Source organism: Stenotrophomonas humi, from assembly GCF_001431415.1.
GTDB classification, from domain to species: Bacteria; Pseudomonadota; Gammaproteobacteria; order Xanthomonadales; family Xanthomonadaceae; genus Stenotrophomonas; species Stenotrophomonas humi.
In genome coordinates this window covers 163,913-187,270 of sequence record NZ_LDJI01000006.1, presented here as the reverse complement: position 1 = coordinate 187,270, position 23,358 = coordinate 163,913, and the positions used below count along the sequence as shown (strand labels likewise).

Genomic DNA, 23,358 nt, shown 5'->3' with positions numbered 1-23,358 from the left:
CGGATCGAACGACCTACAGATCCACGCCGAAGCCGATACCGCCTGATTTCTCGCTGCCACTGAATGCGCCACCCAGCGAGAACGAGCCGCGTGCGCCGAGCTTGCGGCCGTAGCCGATCGACACGGCCTTCTCGCTGCCCTGGAAACCCGCGCCGACCGAAACGCGCCCGCCACCGCTCTGCGAACCCGCCGCATTCACCGCCATGTTGAGCATCGCGCTGCTCATCGCGCCCATCCGGTCGATGCGACGGTCCTGACGGATGAAGCGGTCATCCATCTCTCGCCGCAACCCGTCGAACTGCAGGTCCACGGCCTCGAAACGGCTGTCGGTATAGCTGTTCGCGGCGGCGACGGCCTGGCTGGCAGTGCCATCGGCGTAGCTGCGGGCCGACTGCAGCGTGGTGGCATCGGCGCTGGCCATGTCCGTGCGGATTGCCGCCTCGCGGTCGTCGGTATGGCCGTTGGCCGCGGCCAGAGTGGCTGCATCGCCGCTGTCCGCATGCGCCTTGGCCGAGGACAACACGTTGGCATCGGCCGTGGCCATGTCCGCACGGATCGCGCCTTCGCGGGTATCGGTGTAATTCCCGGCCGCGTCGATGGCGGCCGCATCCCCCGCATCCATCTGCCCCTTGTTGACTGCATGGTCGGCGGCGGTGCCGTCGGCCACGCCCGCCACCCGGGTCCCCCCCGATGCTCCCGCGGAACCCGAGCCGGCGCCCCCGCCGAGCGTCAGCGAGGCCTTGCTGGCGTCGTCGTAGTACACCGCCAGGTCGGCGCGGCCCTTGATTGCGGTGAGCTGGGTATCGATGGCCGACAGCGCGGCACCGACATTGCCGTAGCTGTTGCCTTGGACGGCGAAGGTTGGCGCGGTGAACACGCCGCCGCTGTAAGCGGCCCCACCGCCCAGCCATGACGCGACCCCTCCCAGGTTCGCATTCAATGACGTCCCCAGCGCAGTGAGCTGGCCCACGTTGGCGGCATCGGTGGCGGCCACGCCGGCGGCAACGTTGACGATGCGCCGTTGCTGGCTGGCCGAACCGACCGACACGACATTGGCCAGGCCGGCATCGGTGCTGCCCGCCCCCAGTGCAACTGAACCACCGCCCGTTGCCTTGGCATTCCTGCCGATGGCCACGTTGTTGTCCGTACCTGCGGTGCCAGACGTGCCCTTGAAGCCACAACAGCCTTCCTTGCCATCGGCGCCGTTGCCCGCCTCGCTGCCATCGCCCAGAGCGATGTTGTAGTTTCCGCCGGCACCACCATCTCCGCCGGTGCCGCCGGCAATGCCGTCGCCGGCCTTACCGCCATTGCCAGCGCTGCTGCCGGCACCAAAGGCGAGGTTGTAGCCTCCACCGCTGCCACCCACCCCACCGCTCCCACCGGCCATCCCGTTGGCACCTTGCCCGCCCATGCCGACCGAGCTGCCCTTACCGATCGCCGTGTTGCCCGTCGCATTTCCCAAGCCGCCGGCCGAACTGGAAGCACCGGGCTCGTATGGCCCAGACGCACCGTCACCGCCCACCCGACTGCCGTCCAGGCAGGCCAGGGCACCGGTACTTGCATCCTGAGTGCAGGGGGCCGTTGGCGTGGTTCCGCCGACCACTTCGGCTGCATCCGCAGGCAGCGATGGGAACAAGATGAGCAGGCCGGCGACCGCCAGTGCCGCGGCTACTCGATCAGCTTTTGAAATGACACGGCCGCGCATGATGGTGTCCCCCGATTCAACAAGGGGCAAACCCTATCGCCATCATTGCAGGATCAGCATCCACGAAATCAGGTACGCAGGTGTCCTTGGGACGCGGATCAACGGGCGAGGTCAAGCTCCAACTGCACGCGGGTTCCGTTCCGGTCATCGGCCGGACCCACCTGCAGGTCACCGCCCATGCGCCTGGCCCGCAGCTGCATGCTGGCCATGCCGGCGCCGCCCGCTGCACTGCCCGGCACGGTCGCCGGCAGGCCTATGCCGTCGTCGTCGATCTGCAGCTGCAGCCGGTCACCGTCCCGTCGCAGGGTGATGTCCACCCGTGTCGCATGGGCATGCTTGAACGCGTTGGTCAGGGCTTCCTGCATGAGCCGCAGCAGGTCCAGGCTGCGGGAGGCGCCCAGTTCCACCCCGTGCAGGTCCTGCAGGTGCCAGTAGGTATCGATGCCGCCGGCTTCCAGCAGGGTGCTGGCGCGGTGCCGCAAGGGCACCAGCATCTCGGCCAGGTCGGCGTGCTCGCGTGCGGTGCTGTCGATCACCAGGCGCAGGTCGTCGCGCATCTCGCGCAGCAGTTCGATCACCTTTGAACGCGGCATCTCCTGCGGGGCCTGCTCCAGCCGCGCGATCGCCCCGACCAGGGTGCCGCCGAAACCATCGTGCAGGTCGCGCACCAGCTGCAGGCGCTCGCCGGCGCGGCTGTGCGCCAGCTCCAACGCATGCTGCGCGTTCAGGGTTTCCGACAGCTGGGACGTGGCCTGCTGTACTTCATGGCGCAGCTCGGCGTTGAACCCCTCCACGCGTTTCATCGTGTTGGCGAAACGGTAGGCCAGTACGAAGCCCATGCCCAGCAGCATCAACGGCGAGGTGAAGGACCCCAGGTAACTGACCCCGCCATACCAGCCCATGTACACGCCCAGGTCGTGCAGCGACACCAGGATCGGCAGGACGATGCACAAGGCCAGCACCTGCGCGTCACGACGGCCACTGCGCAGCGCGTAGCCCATGAAGGTGAACGACACCACGTACAGGAAGGCGATGAGTGGCACCAGGTAGAGGTTGCGATGCGGCCCCATCCACTGCGGCCACAGCAGCGCCGCCGCCATCGCCACCGCCGCCAGGCCCATCAGCACACGCTCGAAGCGCGGCCAGCGCCGCTCGCTGAAGCGCAGCAGGAACACGGTATGCGCCGCCGCAGCCACCACGTAGCAGCCAGCGATGAAGGCCTGCCAGCCATCGGTGGTGGTAAACGGCCACGGGCTGGTGGCCACGAAGTTGGTGTCATACATGCGCCCGAACACCGCGCTCAGCGCATACCAGCCGTACATCGCCTCCTTGCGCCGCAGCAACCAGAACAGGCCGATCACGCCGGCCAGCACGAAGCCGATGGCGGTATCGAGCAGCTGCAGGTCATGCCGCACGCGTACTTCCTGCCGATAGCGTGCCTGCAGCACGGCGGCATCACCCACGTCGACCACACCGAACGAGGGCTGGTACGCCACCAGCCCCGACACCCGCACCAGCAGTTCGTTCTCGCCCTGCCGCAGCAACGGTGACTGCAGCAGGTAGTAGCGCGGCACATGCCAGCTGCGCGACAACGGTTCGACCAGCGACGGGTCGCGGTCGATCAGGCTGCCGTTGAGGTATACCGCCGCCGCCATGCAGGTGTAGTCCAGCAGCAGGCCGGTCGGTTCGCCGGCATCGCCCTGCTGCCAGCGCAGCCGGTACCAGACCACGCCGTCATGGTCGGGCCAGCGCGTCTGCCATTGGTCGGCCAGGGTCACAGGCTCCCACCCCTGCAGCGGTGGCGCCTGCGCCTCCCAGCCGCTACGCACCGCTTCGGCCTGCACGATACGCGCCACCGCCGGGGGAGCGGCCAGCGCGCTCCCCATCACCAGCAGCAGCAACAACAGGCCCAACAGCCCGCGGATCATGGCAGCAGCCCAAGCACGCGCGCCTCGAACACCGCCGCGGTGCGTGAACCGACGGCCAGCTTGCGGTAGATGTTGCGGGTATGCGCCTCGATGGTCAGGCGCGACAGGCTGAGCAGCTCGGCGATCTCGCGGTTGCCGTAGCCCTGCGCGACCAGGCCGAGGATGCCCAGTTCGCGTTCGGACAGCGGCACGCTGGCCGCCGGAGCAGGTGCCGCGGGTGTCGCCGCGGGCACGAAGGCAAGGATGCGCCGGGCGATCATCGGGTCGATCGGTGCACCGCCACGCTGCAGGCTGCGCAACGCCACGCGCAGCTCTATGTCATCGCGGTCCTTGAGCAGATAGCCCACCGCACCGGCACGCAGCGCAGCGAAGATCGCCTCTTCCTCGGCGAACGCGGACACGATCACCGCCTGCACCTGCGTCACCTGCCGCTGCATCCACGCGATCAGATCGGTACCGGTGCCGTCTGGCAGCTGCATGTCCACCAGCGCCAGCGCGAAGGATTCACGCTGCAGCAGGTCGCGCGCATCGGCAAGGTTGGCGGCGGTCCGGAGCCTCACCGGCTGCGGTTCCAGCAGTTCGGCCACGAGCCGTGCCAGCCGCGCCAGCGACGCCGCGTCATCATCGACAATCAGGATGGAAGACAACTCCATCAGCGCTCGCCTCGCTCCCCGTTGCGGTGGAGTTTAGCGCGCCCCTACGGCAAGCCCGAGCCTGCCCGGATGAATGAGAGTGCCCTCACCCCAACCCCTCCCCCGCAAGCGGGAGAGGGGCTTTGAGCAACAGCCGATGCAGACCTGGGCCCTCACCCGCCTGCGGGAGAGAGGATGGGGCGAGGGTCGCCTTCGCTTTACCAGGTCTTCCGCAGCGGATGCGCTTCGGTGTTGAATACCACGCCGTCGAAGTCGAGGGTCTTGGCCGGGGCGAACAGCAGGTAGTAATACTTGAACGTCTCGGCGAACAGGAAGCTCTCCATCGAGTCGTCCTTCTCCTTGCTGCGCACATCCTTCAGTGCGGCAAAGCCGTGCTCGGTGCGGGTGTAACGCACGAAGTCGTCGAAGAACTCCTTGCCCATGCCGCGGTAGCGCGCGTCGCCGGTGTAGTGGTGCAGGTAGTACGCCGATTCGACGATCTCCGGACGCAGCGCATAGCTCGGCGAGCGCACTTCCATCGCGGCATAGTCCAGCGACTCCGGTTCGATGCCGTGCAAGCGCCACATCTTCAGGTTCGACTCCTGCAGGCGCTTGGCGCGATCCAGGTCACCGCCCAGTGCCAGCAGGCCCGGCATGAACGCATCCAGCGCACCATACGTCGCCGAAGTGCGCTTGCCGGTATCCATGTCGGCATGGCCGTACCACAGCTCACCCTCACGCACTTCATCGGCCAGGTACTGGTTGACCGGGCCGATGCTCTCGTCCCACATGCGCTTGCAGTCCTCATCGCCGAACAGCTTCCAGCACTTGAGCAGGTACTCGTAGTACGAGTCGATGCCGCCAGCGATCGATGCGTCCTTGTTGGTCCACTCGCCGGTTTCGACGTTGATGTTCAAGCCCACCAGGCCGATCTTCGAACGACGGTTGTGGGTTTCCACCAACGCACGCTTGGCCTTGTCGTAATACGCCTGCTTGCCGGTGAGCTTGGCCAGGGTGCCGAACTCCAGCAGCAGCGTGCCGGTCTCGGCCGGGTTGCTGATCTTGCCGCTGGTCTTGCCGGTGCGCAGGTTGACGTGGGTGTACGGCAGGCCGGTGGGGCTGTCGAATACCGGCGACAGGCGTGTACCGAGATCGTCGGCCAGCTTGAGCAGACGCTCGTCGTTGGTCATCTGGTAAGCCGACAGCAGGCCGCCGAGCAGACGGATGGTGACCTCGAAGTTCTGCACGTCGATGTCCTGGTCGAACGAGAGCTGGCTGACGATCAGCTCGCGTGCTTCGTTGGCTTCCTTGTCCATGCCGAGCAGCAGCAGCGTGTCCAGTGCATCCACCGGCGACATCAGCAACGGCACCGGATACCAGTCGCGCGGCTTGGCAGTAAGCGGCTTCAGGTCATCGTGGCCCTTGGCGTACTGCATGTAGCCCTGCCAGGCGTGGCGGGTGGCTTCGCGCACCTGCTCTGCCATGCGTGCGGCTTCGGCGTCGTCCACCACCGGCACGTCGGCCAGCGGGGCTTTTGCAGCCGTCGTTGCAGGTGCTGCCGGGGCGGTGGAAGCGGCAGGCGCGGACGCGTTGTTGCAGGCAGTGAGCGCCAACATCACGGCGACTACCAAGGGGGCACTACGCAGGGCACGGGTCATCATGGAATCCTCTGGACGGAAGCGTTGTCTTGCGATGGAGCTGGGTGGGAGTGCAGCGCATCGCCCAGCGTCTGTAGACGCAGTGCGGCACGCAGGGTGGACAGGTCGGCGCGGCTGCGCACGACCACGTCATGGGGTTGCCCGGGCAGCAGGTCGAAGGCGTTGTCCTCGACATCGGCCTTGGCATTGTCAAAATCGATCCACAGCGCACGCGCAAGGCTGCGGCTGTTCAAGCGCAGGCGGTAGTGATCGCCTTCCGCCCGCAGCTCGGCCTGCACCTGGTCGGCGGCAAGCAGCTGTTCCTTTGCAGCGGCGAAGTAGACGATGCGCTGCGCCAGCAGCTTGTCGTCACCGAGCAACTCGAACACCGCCAGCGTGCGACGCGGATCGGCGCCCTTCAGCAATGCAGCATCACTCAGGCGCATGATTTCGGTAGCCGCCAGCGGCGCCAATGTCACCGCCTGCTGTTGTTGCTGCAGCACGCGGCCATCAAAATCCATCACCCGGTAACGCAGCTGCGCGGCAAGCGGTGAACGGCCATCATTGAGCAGGCTGACCCGGGTTTCGCCGGCAGCGCGCAGCGCGGCAACCGCCACGTCGGCAAAGAAGCGGCGCGCATGGAAGTTCAGCGCCTTCCAGTTGCCGAAGTAATCCACGCTCGACCACGACGCACCCGGCCACACATCATTGAGCTGCCAGTACAGCGAGCCCATCGTGTAAGGACGCGATGCACGATGATGCAACGCCGCCAGCTCGATACCTTCGGCCTGCATCACCTGGCTCAGGTAGACGAAGTCGGCGAACGTGCGCGGCGCGCCATATTCCATTCCGATGTAGTGCAACAGCCGTTCGTTGCCCTTGCCGGCCATGAATTTCTGGTGCGCCTGGATCACCGGCCCGTCGATCTGCTGCTCCTGCTTCGTCGCGAACGCGTCGACGGTGGACAGCTGCGGCCACGCCTGCAGGCCGTACTCGGACATGAAGCGCGGCGTTTCGCTCAGGTAGGCTGTCACCGGCAGCGCGGGGTTTCCCCACACCTGCCAGTAGTGCTTGTCGCCACGCGTTGAATCATTGGCCTTGGCATCCAGATCATTGCTGGGCGAGCTGGACCAGTACGGCACGCCCAGGCTTTCCTCGGCCACCACCGCGCGCAGATCCTTGCCGAACAGATCGACATAGCCCTGCCAGACTTTGGCCGCGAACACCGGGTCGGCGGCGCTCAGGTCCTTGCCATGCCCCCAGTCTTTCCATGCCGTTTCTTCTTCGTTGTTGCCACACCACAGCACGATGCTCGGGTGATGGCGCAGGCGGCGGATGTTGTCGCGTGCCTCGGCCACGACATTGCTGCGGAACGCAGGATCGTAGCCGGGCTGCATGCCGCCACCGAACATGAAGTCCTGCCAGACCAGCAGGCCCAGTTCGTCGGCGATGTCGAAGAACGCATCGTCTTCGTAGTAGCCACCGCCCCAGTTGCGCAGCATGTTCATGTTGGCATCGCGCGCGGCCTGCAGATCGCGGCGCAGACGCTCAGGGGTGACCCGGGCCGGAAACGCATCGAACGGAATCACGTTCGCGCCCTTGGCAAATACCGGCACGCCATTGATGACGAAAGCAAAGCCCTGCCCGCCGTCCTTGTCCTCTTCGCGTTGCAGCTCCACGGTACGCAGGCCGGTGCGCAGGCTGGCCCGGTGTTCGGCATTGCTGCCACCGTCCACGCGGGCCTGCACGGTATAGCGATCCTGCGCGCCGTAACCCACCGGCCACCAGCGCCGCGGTTGCGCGATGCTCACCGGCAGCTGCAGCGTGTTGCTGCCGGGCTGCAATGTGGCATCACGTTCGAGGCGCGTCACACGCTTGCCGTCCGGATCGAGCACATCGACCACCACCCTGGCCTTGCCAGCCACCTCGCCCTGCTCCAGTTGCAGCAGTACGCTCAGGTCGGCGCGCTGCGCATCCAATGCGTCGGTGCGCACCACCAGGTCGGTGATGCGATGGTCGTTCCAGCTCTCCAGCTGCACGCCGCGCCACACCCCCGCGGTCACATAGCGCGGCCCCCAGTCCCAGCCGAAGTGATAGGCCGGCTTGCGCACGAAGTTGCCGACCATCGCATCCTTCGGCTCGTCGCCATATGGCGAGGGATAGTTGCCGGCGATCTTGTGCGGCATCGCCTGCACCTGAGGAAGCAGGGTACGGATCGGTGAGCGGAATACGATGCGCAACTCGTTGCCGGTGGCACGCAGGCGACCGTCGACACGTACGCGCCAGGTGCGGTGTGCATTGTCGGCCTTCAACAACGGCGCACCGTTGAGGCTGACCTCGGCGAACGTATCAAGCCCCTCAAAGCGCAGCTCGGCGTGACGCTTTGCCAATGTCGCCGCATCCACGTCAAAGTGCGCACGGTATTCCCAATCACCCAGGCCGATCCACTGCAGCCCGGCCTCGGCCGCGCCTACATAGGGATCGCCGATCACGCCTGCAGCCATCAGATCGGTGTGCACACTGCCCGGCACCTGCGCCGGACGCCAGGCATCCATGCCTGCATGCGCCTGCAGCTGCGCATCTCCCGGTAGCAGACGGAAACTCCATTGCGCTTGCAGCGGTGCGGCTGTGGCGATGCCACTCATGCCGCACAACAGGCATAGCAGCACGCTGCGCCAGCGCGGAACGAGGCGCTTATGGATCGATCCAAATTTCACGCTTGCACCTTGCATGTCCCCTCCTCCGTGCCGCTGTCTGCGCTATGCCTTACCGGGTTCTGAAGTTCATGAAGTCGTCATTGCCGGGATGGCGGGGATGACGACGGAAACACCGCGTGCACGATCAACGCGGCTCCCGCACCACGTTCAACACTTCGTGACAGGCGCCCATGGTGTGGTAATCGGTTTTGCCGGCGGGGCTCTTCTCGTCGCTGTACTTGCGGCTGTCCGCATCCAGAATGCGGAACCAGGCGCCGTACTGATGATCGACGAAGTGCTCCCACGCGTACGCCCACAGCCGCTCGTACCACTGCCAGTACGCAGCGTCATCGGTACGTTTGGCCAGCAACGCGGCAGCGGCCAGCGATTCGGCCTGCACCCAGAAGTATTTGTCGTCGTCACAGACAAAGCTGTCGCCACCGATCGGCGCTCCGTCCATGCCGGGCTGGCGGCGTGCTTCCGGTGCGAATCCGTAGTAGAGGCCGCCGCGCGCGTCATCCCACGAACAGGCCATCGCCGTATCGAACAGGTGGCGCGCAGTCGGCACCAGCCAATCCGCCTGCACGTGACGGTCGAGGATCATCAGCAGCTTGGCCCATTCGGTCTGATGGCCGGGCTGGAAACCCCATGGGCGGAACAGGTGCTTGGGATTGTCGAGGTTGTAGTCCCAATCGATATTCCACGCGGTGTCGTAATGCTCCCACACCAGACCGCCGGCCTTGGCGGCTTGGCGACGGGTCATGTTGTCGGCCAGCTGCAGTGCGCGTTCGAGGTAGCGCTGCTCACCGCTGGCTTCGAAGGCGGCCAACATTGCTTCACACATGTGCATGTTGGCGTTCTGGCCGCGATACCCGGTGAAGTTCCACTGCGCATCGGCTTCATCGCGGTACAGGCCGTGCTGCGGTTCCCAGAAATGGCGTTCCAGCAACTGCCAGGTTTCGTCCATCCATTCGCGGCCCTGCTCGATGCCGGCCTTCAACGCACAGCTGTAGGCCAGCAACACGAACGCCACGCCGTAGCAGTGGTTCATGTCGTCCTCGACCTGCCCATCGCGCAGCGTCCACGCGTAACCACCTGTGGCCGGATTGCGATGCACGTTGCGCAGGTAGTCCACACCGTGCTTCACCGCGTCCAAATACTCCGCATTGCCGTACTCGCGGTACGCCATCGCATAGTTGAAGACGAAACGGGTACTGCTGACCAGGTGACGATGACTGGCGTCGTAGACGCTGCCATCGTCGCGGTAGTAATGGAAGAAGCCGCCCTGCGGATCGATGCAGTGCGGATGGTAGAAGGCCATCGTGTCGGCGATATGCGCGCGAAGGAAAGCCGGGGAACGGAAATCGGGAGTGGTGGTGTTCATGCGATGGCGTCCTGTTGCTGCAGCAACTGTTGCACTTCGTCCAGGGTGGGCATGGCGGCGAAGGCACCCTTGCGGGTGACCGCCAGGGCGCCCACGGCTGCGGCGAAGCGCAGCGTGTCGGTGATGGCCTGCGTATCACGGCAGAACGCAGCGAAGCCCGTGCCGGTGGCCGCGCGCTCGGCCAGACCGAACAACACGCCGCCGACGAAGGCATCCCCCGCGGCGGTGGTGTCCACGGCGTCAACGCGGAAACTGGAAAGCTCACCGCGACTGTCGCGGGTATACCAGTACAGCTGGCCAGCACCATCGGTAACGATCACCCAGCGCGCCTGTGCCGCCAACAGACGCTGCAGCACGTGTGTGTCACCGTCACTGCCGTACGGCTTTGCCAGATAGTCCAGCTCCTCACGTGACAGCTTGACCAGGTCGGCCCGCTCCAGCGCCTGCCACAGCCACGGTGTCGGATCGACATCGGCTGGCCACAGTGCCGGGCGCAGGTTGAGATCCAGGCTGACCACCGCACCGGCATCGCGCGCGCGCTCCATGCCGGTGAACGTGGTCTGCGCGATGGCCGGTTCGGTCAGGCTGTTGGAGCACACGTGGAAGCAGCCCGTGCCGTCGAAGCAGGCGGGATGGTAATCCTCACTGCGGAACAACAGGTCCGCCGCTGGCGGCCGGTAGAAGCTGAAACTGCGCTCGCCATCGGCATCCAGTGCGACGAATGCCAGTGCGGTCTTGGCCGCATCGGTACGCACGATGCAATCGGTACCGACACCGGCCTCGGCCAGGCTCTCGGCAAGAAAATCACCAAACATGTCACGGCCCAGCATGCCGGCGAAATGACTGCTGGCACCCAGTCGTGCAGCGGCCACGGCAACGTTGGCCGGAGCACCACCGGCGTACTGCAGGAACGCGCGCGGGGTGTCCGCCGAGGCCGGTGGCTGCGCTAATAGATCGATCAAAATTTCGCCGAAACAAACAATCTTGCCCATCTGGCCTCAGCCCCCCTGGCCGTTGCCGGTACGGGGGCGCGAGCCCACCAGTCCGTAGAAAATGACGTAGCCGTAGCAGAGCAGCGGCACGATGAAGGAGTGATGCAGGCCGATGCGGTCGGCCAGCACACCCTGCAGCAGCGGGATCAACGCACCGCCGACGATGGCCATGATCAACAGACTGGAAGCCTTGTTGGTCAGCGGCCCCAGGCGCTCGATGCCGAGCGCGAAGATGGTCGGGAACATGATCGAGTTGAACAGGCCGGTCGCCACGATGCAGTACAGCGCGGTCTGCCCGGACGACATCAGGGTCAGCGCCAGCAGCACCACGTTGGCCACGGCGAATCCGGCCAGCAGCTTGCGCGGCGACAGCCGCACCAGCAGGGCAGAGCCGGCGAAGCGACCGATCATCGCGCCGCCCCAATACAGCGACACATAGTTGGTGGCCTGCTGCTCGGTCAGCCCGCCGATCTCCGGCATCGACAGATAATTGACCAGGAAGCTGCCGATGGACACTTCCGCGCCCACATAGAAGAAGATCGCCAGCACACCGAACAGCACGTGTGGCTGACGCAGGGCGTCCATCAGCGTGTGGTGACTCTTGTCAGCCTGCTCGGTGGCCTCGGACAGCGGCGGCAGGCGGAACAGGTAGACGAACACGGCCAGCAACACCAACGCGATAGCCAGACCGACATACGGCCCCTGCACCGACTGCGCTTCGGCGGCACGATACGCCAGCTGCTCTGCAGCGGGTAAGGCATCGATCTGATCACCACTCTTGACCGTGGTACCGAGGATCAACAGGCCACCGAACAAAGGTGCCAGCGTGGTGCCCAGCGAGTTGAGCGCCTGGGCCAGCGTGAGCCGGCTGGAAGCGGTCTGCTCAGGGCCAAGCAGTGCCACATATGGATTGGCAGCTACCTGCAACACGGTGATGCCGGTCGCCAGCACGAACAGCGAGGCCAGGAAGCCTTCATAGACCCGCAGCGCCGCCGCCGGCCAGAAGCCCAGTGCACCGATGCCGGCGATCACCAGACCCGCGACGATGCCGTTCTTGTAACCCAGCCGTGCCACCAGCCGACCGGCCGGCAACGACATCAGGAAGTACGCGCCGAAGAAGGTGAACTGCACCAGCATCGCGCGGGCATAGTTCAGCTCGAACACCGCTTTCAGGTGTGGAATCAACACGTCATTGAGGCTGGTCAGAAAGCCCCACATGAAGAAGATGGTGGTGGCGACCGCCATGGCCATCCGTGGATTGACCACCGAGGCGGACGAACCTGTCGTTTTCAGCGGTGTTGTTGGTATCGCCATGCGCGGTACGCCTCGGTGCGGTGATATCGGAAGGGTGGAGGAAAGATCAGATCGGCCGCGCGGCACTGCTTTCGCGGATACGCAGCTGTACCGGCGCGACGGTGCGCATCGGCGGTGCATCGGGGTTGTCCAGGCGCTGCAGCAACAAGGCTGCTGCCTGACGGCCACGCTCACGTGGATCGGCGGTCAATGTGGTCAGCGGCGGCACCGCGACCGCGGCTTCGGAAATGTCATCGAAGCCGGTGACGGCGAAATCACCGCCCGGGCGGATGCCGCGCGAGGTCAGGCCCAGCATCAGGCCAAGCGCCACGGTGTCGTTGTAGCAGACCGCCGCACTCGGGCGCTGCTCACCGTTGAACAACTCACCGGTGCGCGCAGCGGCTTCCAGACGATTGGGCGCTGATTCGATCAACCAATCCGGACGCACCTGCAAACCGGCTTCATTCAAGGCCTGCTGATACCCGGTGCGGCGCTGATGGCACGAACTGGAAACGGCATGACCGCCGAAGAAGGCGATGTCACGATGTCCACGCTCGATCAGATGGCGCGTGGCCATGTACGCGCCATGTTGGTTGTCGAGGGTGAGGAAGTCCCACTCTGCGCCAACCAGTTCGCGGTTGAACAACAACACGTTGGCGTGCGCGCCCAGTACCTGCGTCAGCGCCTGCGTATCACTGCCTTCGGCGGGCGAAAGAATGAAACCGGTGGGCGTGTGCTCCATCAGCGTCGACAGCACCGCCTGCTGCCGCTCCGGTGATTCACCGGTGCTGCCGAGCAGGGTCACATAGCCTTTGCCGCCCAGCGCCTCATCCACACCCGATGCGAATTCGGCGAAGAACGGGTTGGAAAGGTCATTGATGACCAAGGCGATCGATGACGATGTGCGTCGACGCAGATTGGCGGCGGTGCGGTTGTACACGTAACGTTGCCGCCGCAGCTCGGCCTCGACCCTGGCCCGCGTGTCGACATTGACCAATGGGCTGCCACGCAGCACCAGCGACACGGTTGCCCGCGACACCCCCACCGCCTGCGCGATATCGGTGACGGTGACGGCCCGGTTGCCGGCCTTGCGTACGCCCTTGCCGGCGCCTGGAGATTTCTCGTTCATCGCTTCCGCTGGTCTGTCTGGATGCACCAAGCCTAATGGATCGCCGGGGCGCGCATCGGCGCCCACCGCCATCACCGCAGGCCTGGTGCGCTTGGCGCTCACTTCAGTTCGCTGCCCGGGGTGGCGCAGTACGACACCGGCAGGTCTGCAACCGCCGTGCCCCAGCCCCGCTCCGGTGCCTGCGCGCCCAGTTCAAAACGCACCGTGCCGCCTTGGCGCAGCTGTTCCCAATCCAGCCACACCTGTGTTTGCGGCTTGCCGTTGAACTGCACGCCCTGGATGTACTGCAGGCTGCGGCCATCGGCGCCGGGCGCCTGCAGCTGCAGCGTGCGGCCATTGCCCAGCTGGATCTGCGCATTGCTGAAGCGCGGTGCATGCAGCAGCAACTCACCGCTTCCCGGCACGGCGGGGTACAGGCCCAGCGCACTGAACAGGTACCAGGCCGACATCGTGCCCAGGTCATCATTGCCGGTGACGCCGTTGGGCGCGTTGGTGAACAGCTGCTGCGCGGCGCGCACCACGGTGGCGGTCTTCCACGGCTGGCCGATCAGCGTGTACATCCACGGGGAGTGCAGGTCCGGCTCGTTGTTCGGGTTGTAGCGGTACTGGTTGTAATAGCTGTACGGGCCAACCACCCACGCCTTGCGCGCGGCGGTGAGCGGTGCCTTCAGCAGTTCGTCATAGGCGAAGAACGCATCCAGACGTTCGCCGGCCTTTTCACGACCATGCATCGCAGTCACCAGCCCCGGCATATCCTGCTGTGCCAACCACTGGTACTGCCAACCGGTGCCTTCGTGGAAGCCATGCTGCGAACGCGGGCTGTAATGACCATCGGCCGGCGTGTACCACTGGCCACCTTCAGCGCGCGGACGCGGGAAGCCGCTGAAGCCGGTTTCGGCATCGCGCACGTCCGCGTCCCATACCTTGTGCCAGTTGCCGCCACGATCGCGCAGCGTCCTTGCGTCATCGGCATGGCCCAGACCATCAGCCATCTGCGCCAATGCGCAATCGGCCAGTGCGTATTCGAGCGTGGCCGAGCCACCATGATGCGGATCGACATCCATGCCTTTCGATGGGAACGCACGGTCATAGGCCACATAGCCGTTGGCGAGGTAGCTGGCGTTGCCGGAACGGCCGGCAAAGCGCGAGTTCATCGGCGGCATCGAGAATGCATTGCGACGCAGCGCATTCCACGCATCGGACTCCCGCCCTGTCAGCGCACCAAAACGCCACAGGTCCACCAGGAACGGCGTCACCGGGTCGCCGGTCATGATGTTGGTTTCGAAATTCGCATAGCCCCAGCGCGGCAACCAGCCCCCCTGTTCGTCGATGGCCAGTACGCTGCGGCCGATATCGCGCGCCACTTCCGGGCGGGTCATCGCCAGCCATTGGTTCTGCGTGCGATAGGTATCCCACAGCGAGAAGTATTCGTAGTAGGTCCAACCGTCGGCACGGTGGATGGCATCGTCATAGCCGCGATAGCGACCATCGGCATCACTGCCGGTCATCGGCTGCAGCAGCGCGTGATACAGCGCGGTGTACAGCACGGTGCGATCGTCGGCATTGCCGCCCTGTACACGCACCGCCTCCAGCTCCTTGCGCCAGGCCTGCTGCGCCAGCGTGCGCATGCGGTCAAAGCCCAGCAGCGTATCGCCCTGCATGCCATCGACGCGCAGGTTGTTGCGTGCACCGTCGGCATCCACGTGCGAGATCGCACTGGTGGCGGTCACCGCACGGCCATCGGCCAGATCAAAACTCAGCCAAGCGCCATTGGGCTTGAGTTCGCCTTCCATGCTGTGACGTGCATTGGGCAGGCCGCCGCCCTCGCCCCAGGTACCAAACGCCTTGAACGGACGATCGAATTCGATGCGGAACCACGTGGTGTACTGGTGGCCACCGCAGAAGCTCTTGGTCACCAGCTTGCCTTCCACCGCACGGTCGCCAACCACATCAACGACGCTGCCGATTACCGAATGCCGCTCATTGGCCTGGCCCACGTTGATCAGCACATGGCCCTGGCCGTTGTCGGCACTGAAGGTGTAACGCTCGCTCGCAGCGCGGGTGCGCGCAGTGGTTTCCACGTCGATGCCGCCGTAGTTGGTCAGGCGCACCTTGTAGTAGCCGGCCTGGCCGATTTCACCGTCGTGGCTGTAGGCCGAGGCGTAGTTCTTGTGATCGAAGCGCTTGGCGTCCTTGGTATCGAAATCACCGCCCGGGCCAATGCTGCCGGTCACCGGCAACACCGACACCTGGCCACCCTGCTCCCAGCAACCGGCGCCGGAAATGAAGGAATGTCCGAAGCCACGGATCTTTTCATCGTCATAGCGCCAGCCGGCGTAATGGCTGCCGATGGGGCTGACCTGGATCAACCCGAACGGCGCCGAAGCACCCGGATAAGTGTTGCCGTCGTCCTTGCTACCAATGAAGGTGTTGACCTCGCGCTCCAGTCCGGCCGACGCAGCCTGCAGCAGCGGCGCGAACGACAGCGCCAGCAGACAGGCCAGGCCCGCCAACGGGCGGCGCGCGAGGGGAAGCAAGGTAGCGGACGGCATGCGGCTCATGTGCTGGATCCTGTGGGTCGATGTCGGTATGGCGAGAGGGTGGCCCGGCCGAAGCCGGGCCGCTGATGCCCGGCCCATCCGCTGAGGGATGGGGGAGAGAGTGCCGGGATCAGGAAACTGGCTGGCATTGGACAGGGGAGAACCGAAGCCCAAATAGCGGGTCGGCAAGGCAACGATCGGGGAAAAACCTGAGCATGGTCACGACACCTTGGTGAGTTGAAGGCCGGGCCAATGCGACGGTGGCGCGTGGCTGCGCAGCCCCCTTTGCACCGCCCCGGATCCCGCCCCTGTGAATTTAGATCGATCCAAGTAAAGCATGACAATTTCCGCTGATGCATTCTGCGGCGCAGCATCAGGCGCCGGAAAAGTGCCCCTGGCCGCTGCAGCGTGCAGCCACGCTGCGCTGGAGGCTTGCCCGGCCACGCCCCTGCCGAGCACGGCTCGGCACTACCCAACGCACACCCACCCATCGGGTAGAGCGCAGTCAGGCTGCGCAGGCCAGCCCGGCACTCCCGCCAACCCCGCCCCGCCATATTGCGTAGCAGCATGCGTCGGCCAGCGGCCTGTGTTAAAAAATCCGCGCCAATCGTTTAGATCGATCCAAATCGAATGACCACGATTGCCGGGAATGAGGAAGATGCGGGGGCCTGGCCACCCATGGCCGGAACGCCATGCACCAGGCACCCTGCGCTCACATATGAAGTCGGCTCCAATAATTAGATCGATTCAAGTTTCCGCATCAGCCACGTATTCAATCCAGGAGAGGGGAATGAAACACAACGCACGCACACACGGCCGCGACACACTGTCAGCTGCCATCGCCATCGCACTGTCAGCCGCCCTGCTGCCGGCCAGCGCTTTCGCACAGCAAGCCACCACCGCAACGCCGTCGCCCAGCGCCACCACGCTCGACAGCGTCAACGTCACCGGCTACCGCTACGCCATCGAAAAAAGCCTTGAGCAGAAGCGCGACGCCAATGCCGTGGTCGAAGTGATCACCGCCGAAGACGTGGGCAAGTTCCCCGACAAGAACGTGGCCGACGCGCTGCAGCGCGTGCCGGGCGTGATCATCACCCGCAGCGGTGGCGAAGGTAAGAACGTCAGCGTGCGCGGCCTGTCCTCGGAGCTGACCCTGACCGAGTTGAACGGCAACTACGTGGCCACCGCCGAATCCAACGGCGACCCGACCCGTTCGTTCAACTACACCCTGCTGCCGGCGAACATGCTGGGCAGCGCCGAACTGTTCAAGTCGCCGGAAGCGCGCATCGACGAAGGCGGCATCGGCGGCACGGTGATCCTGCACACGCGCCGCCCGCTGGACATGGAATCCAACACCGGCTTCGTCTCCGTCGAAGGCACCTGGGCCGACACCACCAAGAAGACCGACGGCCAGCTCTCGGCCTCATATTCGTGGCATGACAAGGACGACCGCTTCGGCGTGTTCGTCGGTTATACCAACCAGAAGCGCACCACCCGCACCATGGGCGCCAGCACCGAAGGCTGGTCCTGGTATGGCCGTGACGAAGGTGGCACCGCGGTTGACGTCAACGGCAACCCCTCCGACTTCAACTCCAACTGGTGGGGCGGTACCGGCTTCTACGACCAGAACGGCAAGTACTACACCGGCTTCATGATGCCGACCTCGGTGAACCTCGACGTCAAGGACGAGGAACGCGAGCGCAAGGGCGGCCAGATCACCCTGCAATTCAAGCCGGTGGACAACCTCACCCTGACCGCGAACTACTTCCGCTTCGACCTGTCGCAGAACTCCCAGACCCACACCATCAAGGTGCCGGAATGGAACATCGCCCGCTATTGGGGCGACGGCAACTGGGCCGGCGGGCGCCTGCTCGATGGGCTGACCATGGACCCGAGTGGCACCATCGTTACCGGCGCCAACTACAGCAAGCACCCGGGCAAGACCTACTACTGCAGCGAAGACCAAGCCGCCGCCGGCGGCATGGCGCCGGGCGGTTGGGGTTCTGACGACTGCACCGTGCCGACCCCGCAGATCACCGGCAGCTACAACCTCGAAGAAGCACTGTCGCAGACCGTCGATTTCTCCGCCGAATGGATCGGTGAATCGGTCGACATCGCCTTCAAGGGCGGACGCACCTGGGCCGAGGGCGGCCCGTCGCTGCAGTTCTCGGTGCCGCTCAAGCCGCGCAGCCAGAATGCGGACGGCAGTTGGAACCTGGGCAACCTGGCCAGCTCCTGGAGCCTGACCGGCACGCCGTCGATGGCGTTCTCGCCGGAACTGATGCAGAACCTGAAGAACGGCATCCTGCAGGTTGACCTCGGCTCCACCGGCTCGTCCTGGACCCGTAACACCAACCAGCAAAAGTTCGCCCAGATCGATACCACCTGGCACAACGACTCAGGCTTCCTGGAATCGCTGCAGTTCGGCGTCAAGTACCGTGACGGTGGCATCCACCGCAGCACCGGCAACAGCTACTGGGCCTGTCCCGGCACCGACCCGAGCGACTACGGCAACCGCTACTGGAACGGCCGCTGCAACGACATCGCCCAGCAGTTCTCGCCGGACTTCGTGTACGGCATGGGCAACCTCGCCGGCGGCATCAATGCAAGCGCGTTCCCGGCCATCAACTACCCGGCCTACATCGCCCATCTGAACAAGACCTACGGGCCGATGCAGACCCGCAACGAGGACAACTTCGTCTACAACGTGGACGAAAAGATCTACTCCACCTACCTGCAGGCCAACTTCCGCACCGAGCGCCTGCGCGGCAACGTCGGCGTGCGCGTGGTCAGCACCCGCCAACACGCTGATTCCACCGACAAGGTGACCTCGTACAACGACTACTTCTACGATGACGCCAACGGCAACCCGCTGGCCTGCCAGGCCGGCGCCACGGTACCCGGTGGCGCACCCGCCGATACCTATTGCGGCACCGAAGGGTACTGGCGGCTCTCGGACGACCAGCAGCGCGAAGAGTCGTTCGCGGTCAGCGGCCTGGACCGCAACTACACCGACGTGCTGCCCAGCTTCAACCTGGCCTACGACCTGACCGACAACCTGCTGCTGCGCGCTGCCGCCTCCAAGGTGATCTCACGCCCGAGCTACAGCAACATCGCCGCACCGGGCAGCCTGGAATACTTCAGCCCCGAATACGTCAACGACCGCCGCCTCACCGGTGGTGCCAGCGAGCAGGGCTGGTACGGCTCGGGCAGCAACAAGAATCTGGAAGCCTACAAAGCCACCCAATACGACATCGGCGTGGAGTGGTACTTCCAGCCTGGCTCGGTGCTGGGCCTGGGCCTGTTCCGCAAGGACGTCAGCAACTTCTCGGTACCGGTGGTGCAGGACGTGACGCAGAACGTCGGCGGCCAGAGCGTGGTCGTGCAGAACTACTCCACCACCGCCGGTGGTCGTGATGCGGTGTCGCAGGGTGTGGAGTTCTACGCGCAGCATACGCTGGATTTCGGCCTGGGCTTCCAGGCGAACTACACCTGGAACGACACCAACGAAGCAGCAATCACCCTGGAAGACGGTACGGCGATCGGCAAGTCACCGCTGGTTGGCAGCGCCGAGAACCAGGCCAACTTCACCGTGTTCTATGAAGTGGAAAAACTGCTGCTGCGTGCCTCCTGGAACCGTCGCGGCGAAGTGGTGCAGGGCCTGGTCAGCGGCCTGAACCTCTACCAGGAGCCCTACCAGCAGATCGACCTGAACGCCGCCTACAACATCACCCCGGCACTGAGCTTGACTGCCTCGGTGTTGAACCTGACCAAGGAAGAGACCCGCACGCATCTTGGCAACGACACCAAGGCCCGCTTCTACTCCAACGGTTACGCGGGCCGTGTGATGTACTTCGGAATGAACTGGAAGTTCTAAGACCGTTGTAACCGTGCCCAACGCACGACGGTGATGAACAGCCGCGCTGGCAACAGCGCGGCTTTTTTTTCATAAGGCTGGACGGAGATTGCTTTCCCTTCCCCCGCCTGCCGGAGAACAAAGGGCCTGCCCCCGCGAAGACGGCGGTGCCTGAAGCGGATGAAAGCGCTGTTGCTGGTTGCTGGTTGCTTTGGGCTGCGGGCTTCAGCTGACAGCCACATTTGATCGTCCCTTCTCCCGCTTGCTGGGGGAGGTATCCGAAGGGCGGAGGGGGGTGCTGTTGCTGTTGCTGTTGCTGTTGCTGTTGCTGTTGCTGTTGCTGTTGCTGTTGCTGATGTGCTGCTACTGCTCTTCAACCAAAGCCAAAGCTGCCCTCACCCCAACCCCTCTCCCGCAAGCGGGAGAGGGGCTTCAAACAAAGCTCCAAGCAAAGCCTAGAAAAGCATCGGAAAGCCTCGAGCAAACCACCAAACTCGCCCTGGAAACCCTCACGTCAACGCCGTCATCACCGCTTTGCGATACGCCGCCCGTTGTTTCAGCCGTTCATACCACGCCGCAAGATGCGGCAACTCCGGGCGTTGGATCGGCATCTCGAACCACGCATAGGCAAACGCGCCCAGCGGAATGTCGCCCATCGCAAACGTCTCGCCCGACAACCAGGGCTGCCGCTCCAGTTCGGCATCGGCCAGCATCAACAACTCGCCACAACGCTGCAGGGCCGCGGCAATGCGCACCTCGTCGCGGTCGGCCGGTGCGGTACGCAACGTGCCCCAGAACAGATCACGGAACGGTACCGCAAACGTGGACGTGGTCCAGTCCATCCACTTCTCGCTCTGCGCGCGTTGCACCACGTCTTCTGGATACAGCCTGCCCAGCGCATAACGCGCGCTCAGGTAGCGCACGATCGTATTGGACTCCCACAGCGGCAGACCGTGATCCTCGATCACCGGCACCAGCCCATTGGGATTCATCGCGCGATACTCCGGCGACTGCGTGCCGCCGAACGCCCCGCCCACTTCAATGGATTCATAGGGCAGGCCGATCTCCTCGGCACACCACAACACCTTGCGCACGTTGCTTGAGTTGCGCCGGCCCCAGATCTTCAACATTCGCTTGCTCCATTGGAAACGATTCGCTTGGCTGGCGTGAATGATGCTGCCCGTTGCATGCCGTAGTACAGCCGTCTTTCACATCATAGTTGCCGCGCCGGCGGCAATGACGGCCTGGAAAACAACCGGCAGCTCGAACAAAGCCATCCACCGGCTCATGCCTTCGCCGCAGCGCGCTTCGTCCCGGCCTTGCGCGGCGCCGCCCGCACCGTGGACAGCTTGCCGACCTTCTTCACCTCGAACAGGCCCGTGGCCTTCATCAGGTCACTCAGCTTTCGATAACCGTAGTTGCGCGAATCGAACGAGGCCCGGTTGGCGATCTGGTTGCCAACCGCGCTGAGCATCGCCCAGCCCTGTTCGTCAGCCGCCGCTTCCACTGCACCATGCAACAAGTTGATCAGCCGCGTATCACTGCGCAGCTCACTCTTGGAGCGCGGCGTGATCAGTGATGCGGCAGCCGGCGGAGTTGCTGCCGCTGCACCTTCGGTCGCGGCCGGTGTCGCAGCTGCAGGCGCCGCCGCCTGTGGTTCAGCATTGACCTCATGCGGATCAACGCGTTCATTCCCCAAGGCTTCCAGGTAGATGAACTTGGAGCAGGCATTGACGAAGGCCAACGGCGTTTTCTGCTCGCCAAAGCCGTAGACCTTCAGTCCGTCAGTCAGCAGCCGCATCACCAGCGGCGTGAAATCCGCATCACTGGAGACGATGGCAAAAGCGTCCAGATTCCGTGCATACAGCAGGTCCATGCCATCCACCACCATGGCCATGTCCGAGGCATTTTTCCCTTTGGAATACGCAAATTGCTGGATGGGCCGGATCGCGAATTCGTGCAGCACGCTTTCCCAGCCCTTCAAACGTGGGTTCTTCCAGTCGCCATAGGCCCGGCGCACGTTGGCCACGCCATAGCCGGCCACTTCAACCAGGATTTCGTCGATCTTCGATGCCGGGGCGTTGTCGGCGTCAATCAACAGTGCGATTCGCTTTTCGGGCTCGGACACGTGGTGCTCCATGACAAAGGGCTGGGCACCAGTATCGCCAACTCGTGTTCACGCCATGTCACATGCAATCATCGTCGGTGCCCGTTGTTGCCATTGGCCGGCTTGCCGGCCCTCAAGGAGACTCCATGCCACACGACCCAGTTCCCCACCTGGTCATCGTCGGCGGCGGTTTTGCCGGCCTGTGGGCCACCCGCGCCCTCGCCAATGCCCCGCTGCGCATCACCCTGATCGACCGGCGCAATCACCATCTGTTCCAGCCACTGCTCTACCAGGTCGCCACCGCCGGCCTGTCCTCGCCGGATATCGCCGCACCGCTGCGCCACATCCTGCGCAGGCAACACAACGTCGATGTGCGGCTGGGTGAAGTGGTCTCCATCGACAAGCAGCAACGTCGCGTGCTGCTGGGCGACGCCACTTACGTGGACTACGACCTGCTGGTGGTCGCCAGCGGCGCCACCCATGCCTACTTCGGTCACGACGAATGGGCCAAGGATGCCCCCGGCCTGAAGACCCTGGACGACGCCCTGCTCCTGCGCCGCAAACTGCTGCTCGCCTTCGAGCGCGCCGAAGCCGAATCCGACCCCGACAAGAAAGCCGCCTGGCTCAGCTTTGCCGTGGTCGGCGGCGGCCCTACCGGCGTGGAACTGGCCGGCACCCTGGCCGAGATCGCCCGGCATACGCTGAAAAACGAATTCCGCCATATCGACCCGGCCTCGGCCAAGGTGCGGCTGGTGGAGGCCGGCCCGCGCGTGCTCTCCTCGTTCCCGGACACGCTCTCGCTCAAGGCCCGCCAGCAGCTGGAAAGACTGGGCGTGGAAGTGCTGACCGGCACGCCGGTAAACAACATCGACGCGCAGGGCTTCCAGCTCGGCGATACCTTCGTGCCGGCACGCACCGTGGTGTGGGCCGCAGGTGTTGCCGCCTCCCCGCTGGGACGCACGCTGGAGGTGCCGCTGGACCGTGCCGGGCGTGTGCAGGTGCTGCCCGACCTCACCGTCCCCGGCCATCCGGAGATCTTCGTCGCCGGCGACCTGGCCTCGCTGATGCAGGACGACGGTCGCCCGGTTCCCGGCGTGGCACCGGCGGCCAAGCAGATGGGCGCGCACATCGCAGACAGCATCCGTGCACGCCTGCACGGCAAACCCGCGCCACCGCCGTTCCGTTATAACGACCAGGGCAACCTGGCGACCATCGGCCGCATGGCCGCCATCGTGCATGTCGGCAAACTGCAGCTGTCAGGCCTGCTCGCCTGGTGGTTCTGGCTGGCCGCGCACGTGTTCTTCCTGATCGGCTTCCGCAACCGGCTGGTGGTGCTGCTCAACTGGGGCGTGGCGTATTGGAGCTACCAACGCAGCGCACGCATCATCCTTGGCAGCCCTTACGAATCACGCAAGCCGGTTGCACCCGAGTCGACCCAGTGACGCCGGCATCGTGACTC

General features: G+C 64.7%; 14 protein-coding genes. 2 read left to right on the top strand and 12 right to left on the bottom strand.

What is annotated here, in order from left to right:
• Nucleotides 1-13: 13 nt before the first annotated feature.
• From ABB26_RS03450 to ABB26_RS03405, 10 genes are all read right to left on the bottom strand, one after another.
• Complete coding sequence (locus ABB26_RS03450; protein ID WP_057632179.1) at nt 14-1,705, bottom strand: hypothetical protein; 1,692 nt, start codon at nt 1,703-1,705, stop codon at nt 14-16.
• 98 nt (nt 1,706-1,803) lie between these two features.
• Nucleotides 1,804-3,633 (bottom strand): sensor histidine kinase, encoded by a 1,830-nt coding sequence (locus ABB26_RS03445; RefSeq protein WP_057632178.1) that lies wholly within the window; start codon nt 3,631-3,633, stop codon nt 1,804-1,806.
• Nucleotides 3,630-4,286 carry a response regulator transcription factor gene (locus ABB26_RS03440; protein WP_057632177.1) on the bottom strand — a complete coding sequence of 219 codons (657 nt, stop codon included), beginning with the start codon at nt 4,284-4,286 and terminating at the stop codon, nt 3,630-3,632. Before ABB26_RS03440 ends, ABB26_RS03445 begins: the two co-directional genes overlap by 4 nt.
• 197 nt (nt 4,287-4,483) lie before the next feature.
• The gene (locus tag ABB26_RS03435; protein ID WP_057632176.1) at nt 4,484-5,923 is read right to left on the bottom strand and encodes a glycoside hydrolase family 47 protein; all 1,440 of its coding nucleotides are present in this window, start codon (nt 5,921-5,923) and stop codon (nt 4,484-4,486) included.
• A complete protein-coding gene (locus ABB26_RS03430) occupies nt 5,923-8,547 on the bottom strand; it encodes a glycosyl hydrolase 2 galactose-binding domain-containing protein (RefSeq protein ID WP_152982542.1) in 2,625 nt (874 codons plus the stop codon). The genes ABB26_RS03435 and ABB26_RS03430 overlap by 1 nt, the downstream gene beginning before the upstream one ends.
• A gap of 196 nt (nt 8,548-8,743) precedes the next feature.
• Complete coding sequence (locus ABB26_RS03425; protein ID WP_057632175.1) at nt 8,744-9,982, bottom strand: AGE family epimerase/isomerase; 1,239 nt, start codon at nt 9,980-9,982, stop codon at nt 8,744-8,746.
• Entirely contained in the window at nt 9,979-10,974 is a 996-nt protein-coding gene (locus ABB26_RS03420; RefSeq protein WP_057632174.1) for a carbohydrate kinase family protein, read from the bottom strand. Before ABB26_RS03420 ends, ABB26_RS03425 begins: the two co-directional genes overlap by 4 nt.
• A gap of 6 nt (nt 10,975-10,980) precedes the next feature.
• A complete protein-coding gene (fucP, locus tag ABB26_RS03415) occupies nt 10,981-12,288 on the bottom strand; it encodes an L-fucose:H+ symporter permease (RefSeq protein ID WP_057632173.1) in 1,308 nt (435 codons plus the stop codon).
• A 46-nt stretch (nt 12,289-12,334) separates the two neighbouring features.
• Nucleotides 12,335-13,396 carry a LacI family DNA-binding transcriptional regulator gene (locus tag ABB26_RS03410; RefSeq protein ID WP_057632172.1) on the bottom strand — a complete coding sequence of 354 codons (1,062 nt, stop codon included), beginning with the start codon at nt 13,394-13,396 and terminating at the stop codon, nt 12,335-12,337.
• Between the two features lie 98 nt (nt 13,397-13,494).
• On the bottom strand, nt 13,495-15,957 hold the full coding sequence (locus ABB26_RS03405; protein ID WP_057632171.1) for a GH92 family glycosyl hydrolase: 2,463 nt from the start codon (nt 15,955-15,957) through the stop codon (nt 13,495-13,497).
• A 769-nt stretch (nt 15,958-16,726) separates the two neighbouring features.
• Between ABB26_RS03405 and ABB26_RS03400 the strand changes: the two genes are divergently transcribed.
• On the top strand, nt 16,727-19,813 hold the full coding sequence (locus ABB26_RS03400) for a TonB-dependent receptor (protein WP_057632170.1): 3,087 nt from the start codon (nt 16,727-16,729) through the stop codon (nt 19,811-19,813).
• Nucleotides 19,814-20,301: 488 nt separating this feature from the next.
• On the opposite strand, the gene ABB26_RS03395 is transcribed toward ABB26_RS03400, so the two are convergent.
• Together ABB26_RS03395 and ABB26_RS03390 are read right to left on the bottom strand one after the other, a co-directional pair.
• The gene (locus tag ABB26_RS03395) at nt 20,302-20,922 is read right to left on the bottom strand and encodes a glutathione S-transferase family protein (protein WP_057632169.1); all 621 of its coding nucleotides are present in this window, start codon (nt 20,920-20,922) and stop codon (nt 20,302-20,304) included.
• Nucleotides 20,923-21,077: 155 nt separating this feature from the next.
• Nucleotides 21,078-21,932: an NYN domain-containing protein gene (locus tag ABB26_RS03390; protein WP_211261934.1), complete on the bottom strand. Its 855-nt coding sequence runs from the start codon at nt 21,930-21,932 to the stop codon at nt 21,078-21,080.
• 113 nt (nt 21,933-22,045) lie between these two features.
• On the opposite strand from ABB26_RS03390, the gene ABB26_RS03385 reads away from it, so the two are divergent.
• Nucleotides 22,046-23,341 carry an NAD(P)/FAD-dependent oxidoreductase gene (locus ABB26_RS03385; protein ID WP_057632168.1) on the top strand — a complete coding sequence of 432 codons (1,296 nt, stop codon included), beginning with the start codon at nt 22,046-22,048 and terminating at the stop codon, nt 23,339-23,341.
• Nucleotides 23,342-23,358: the final 17 nt, after the last annotated feature.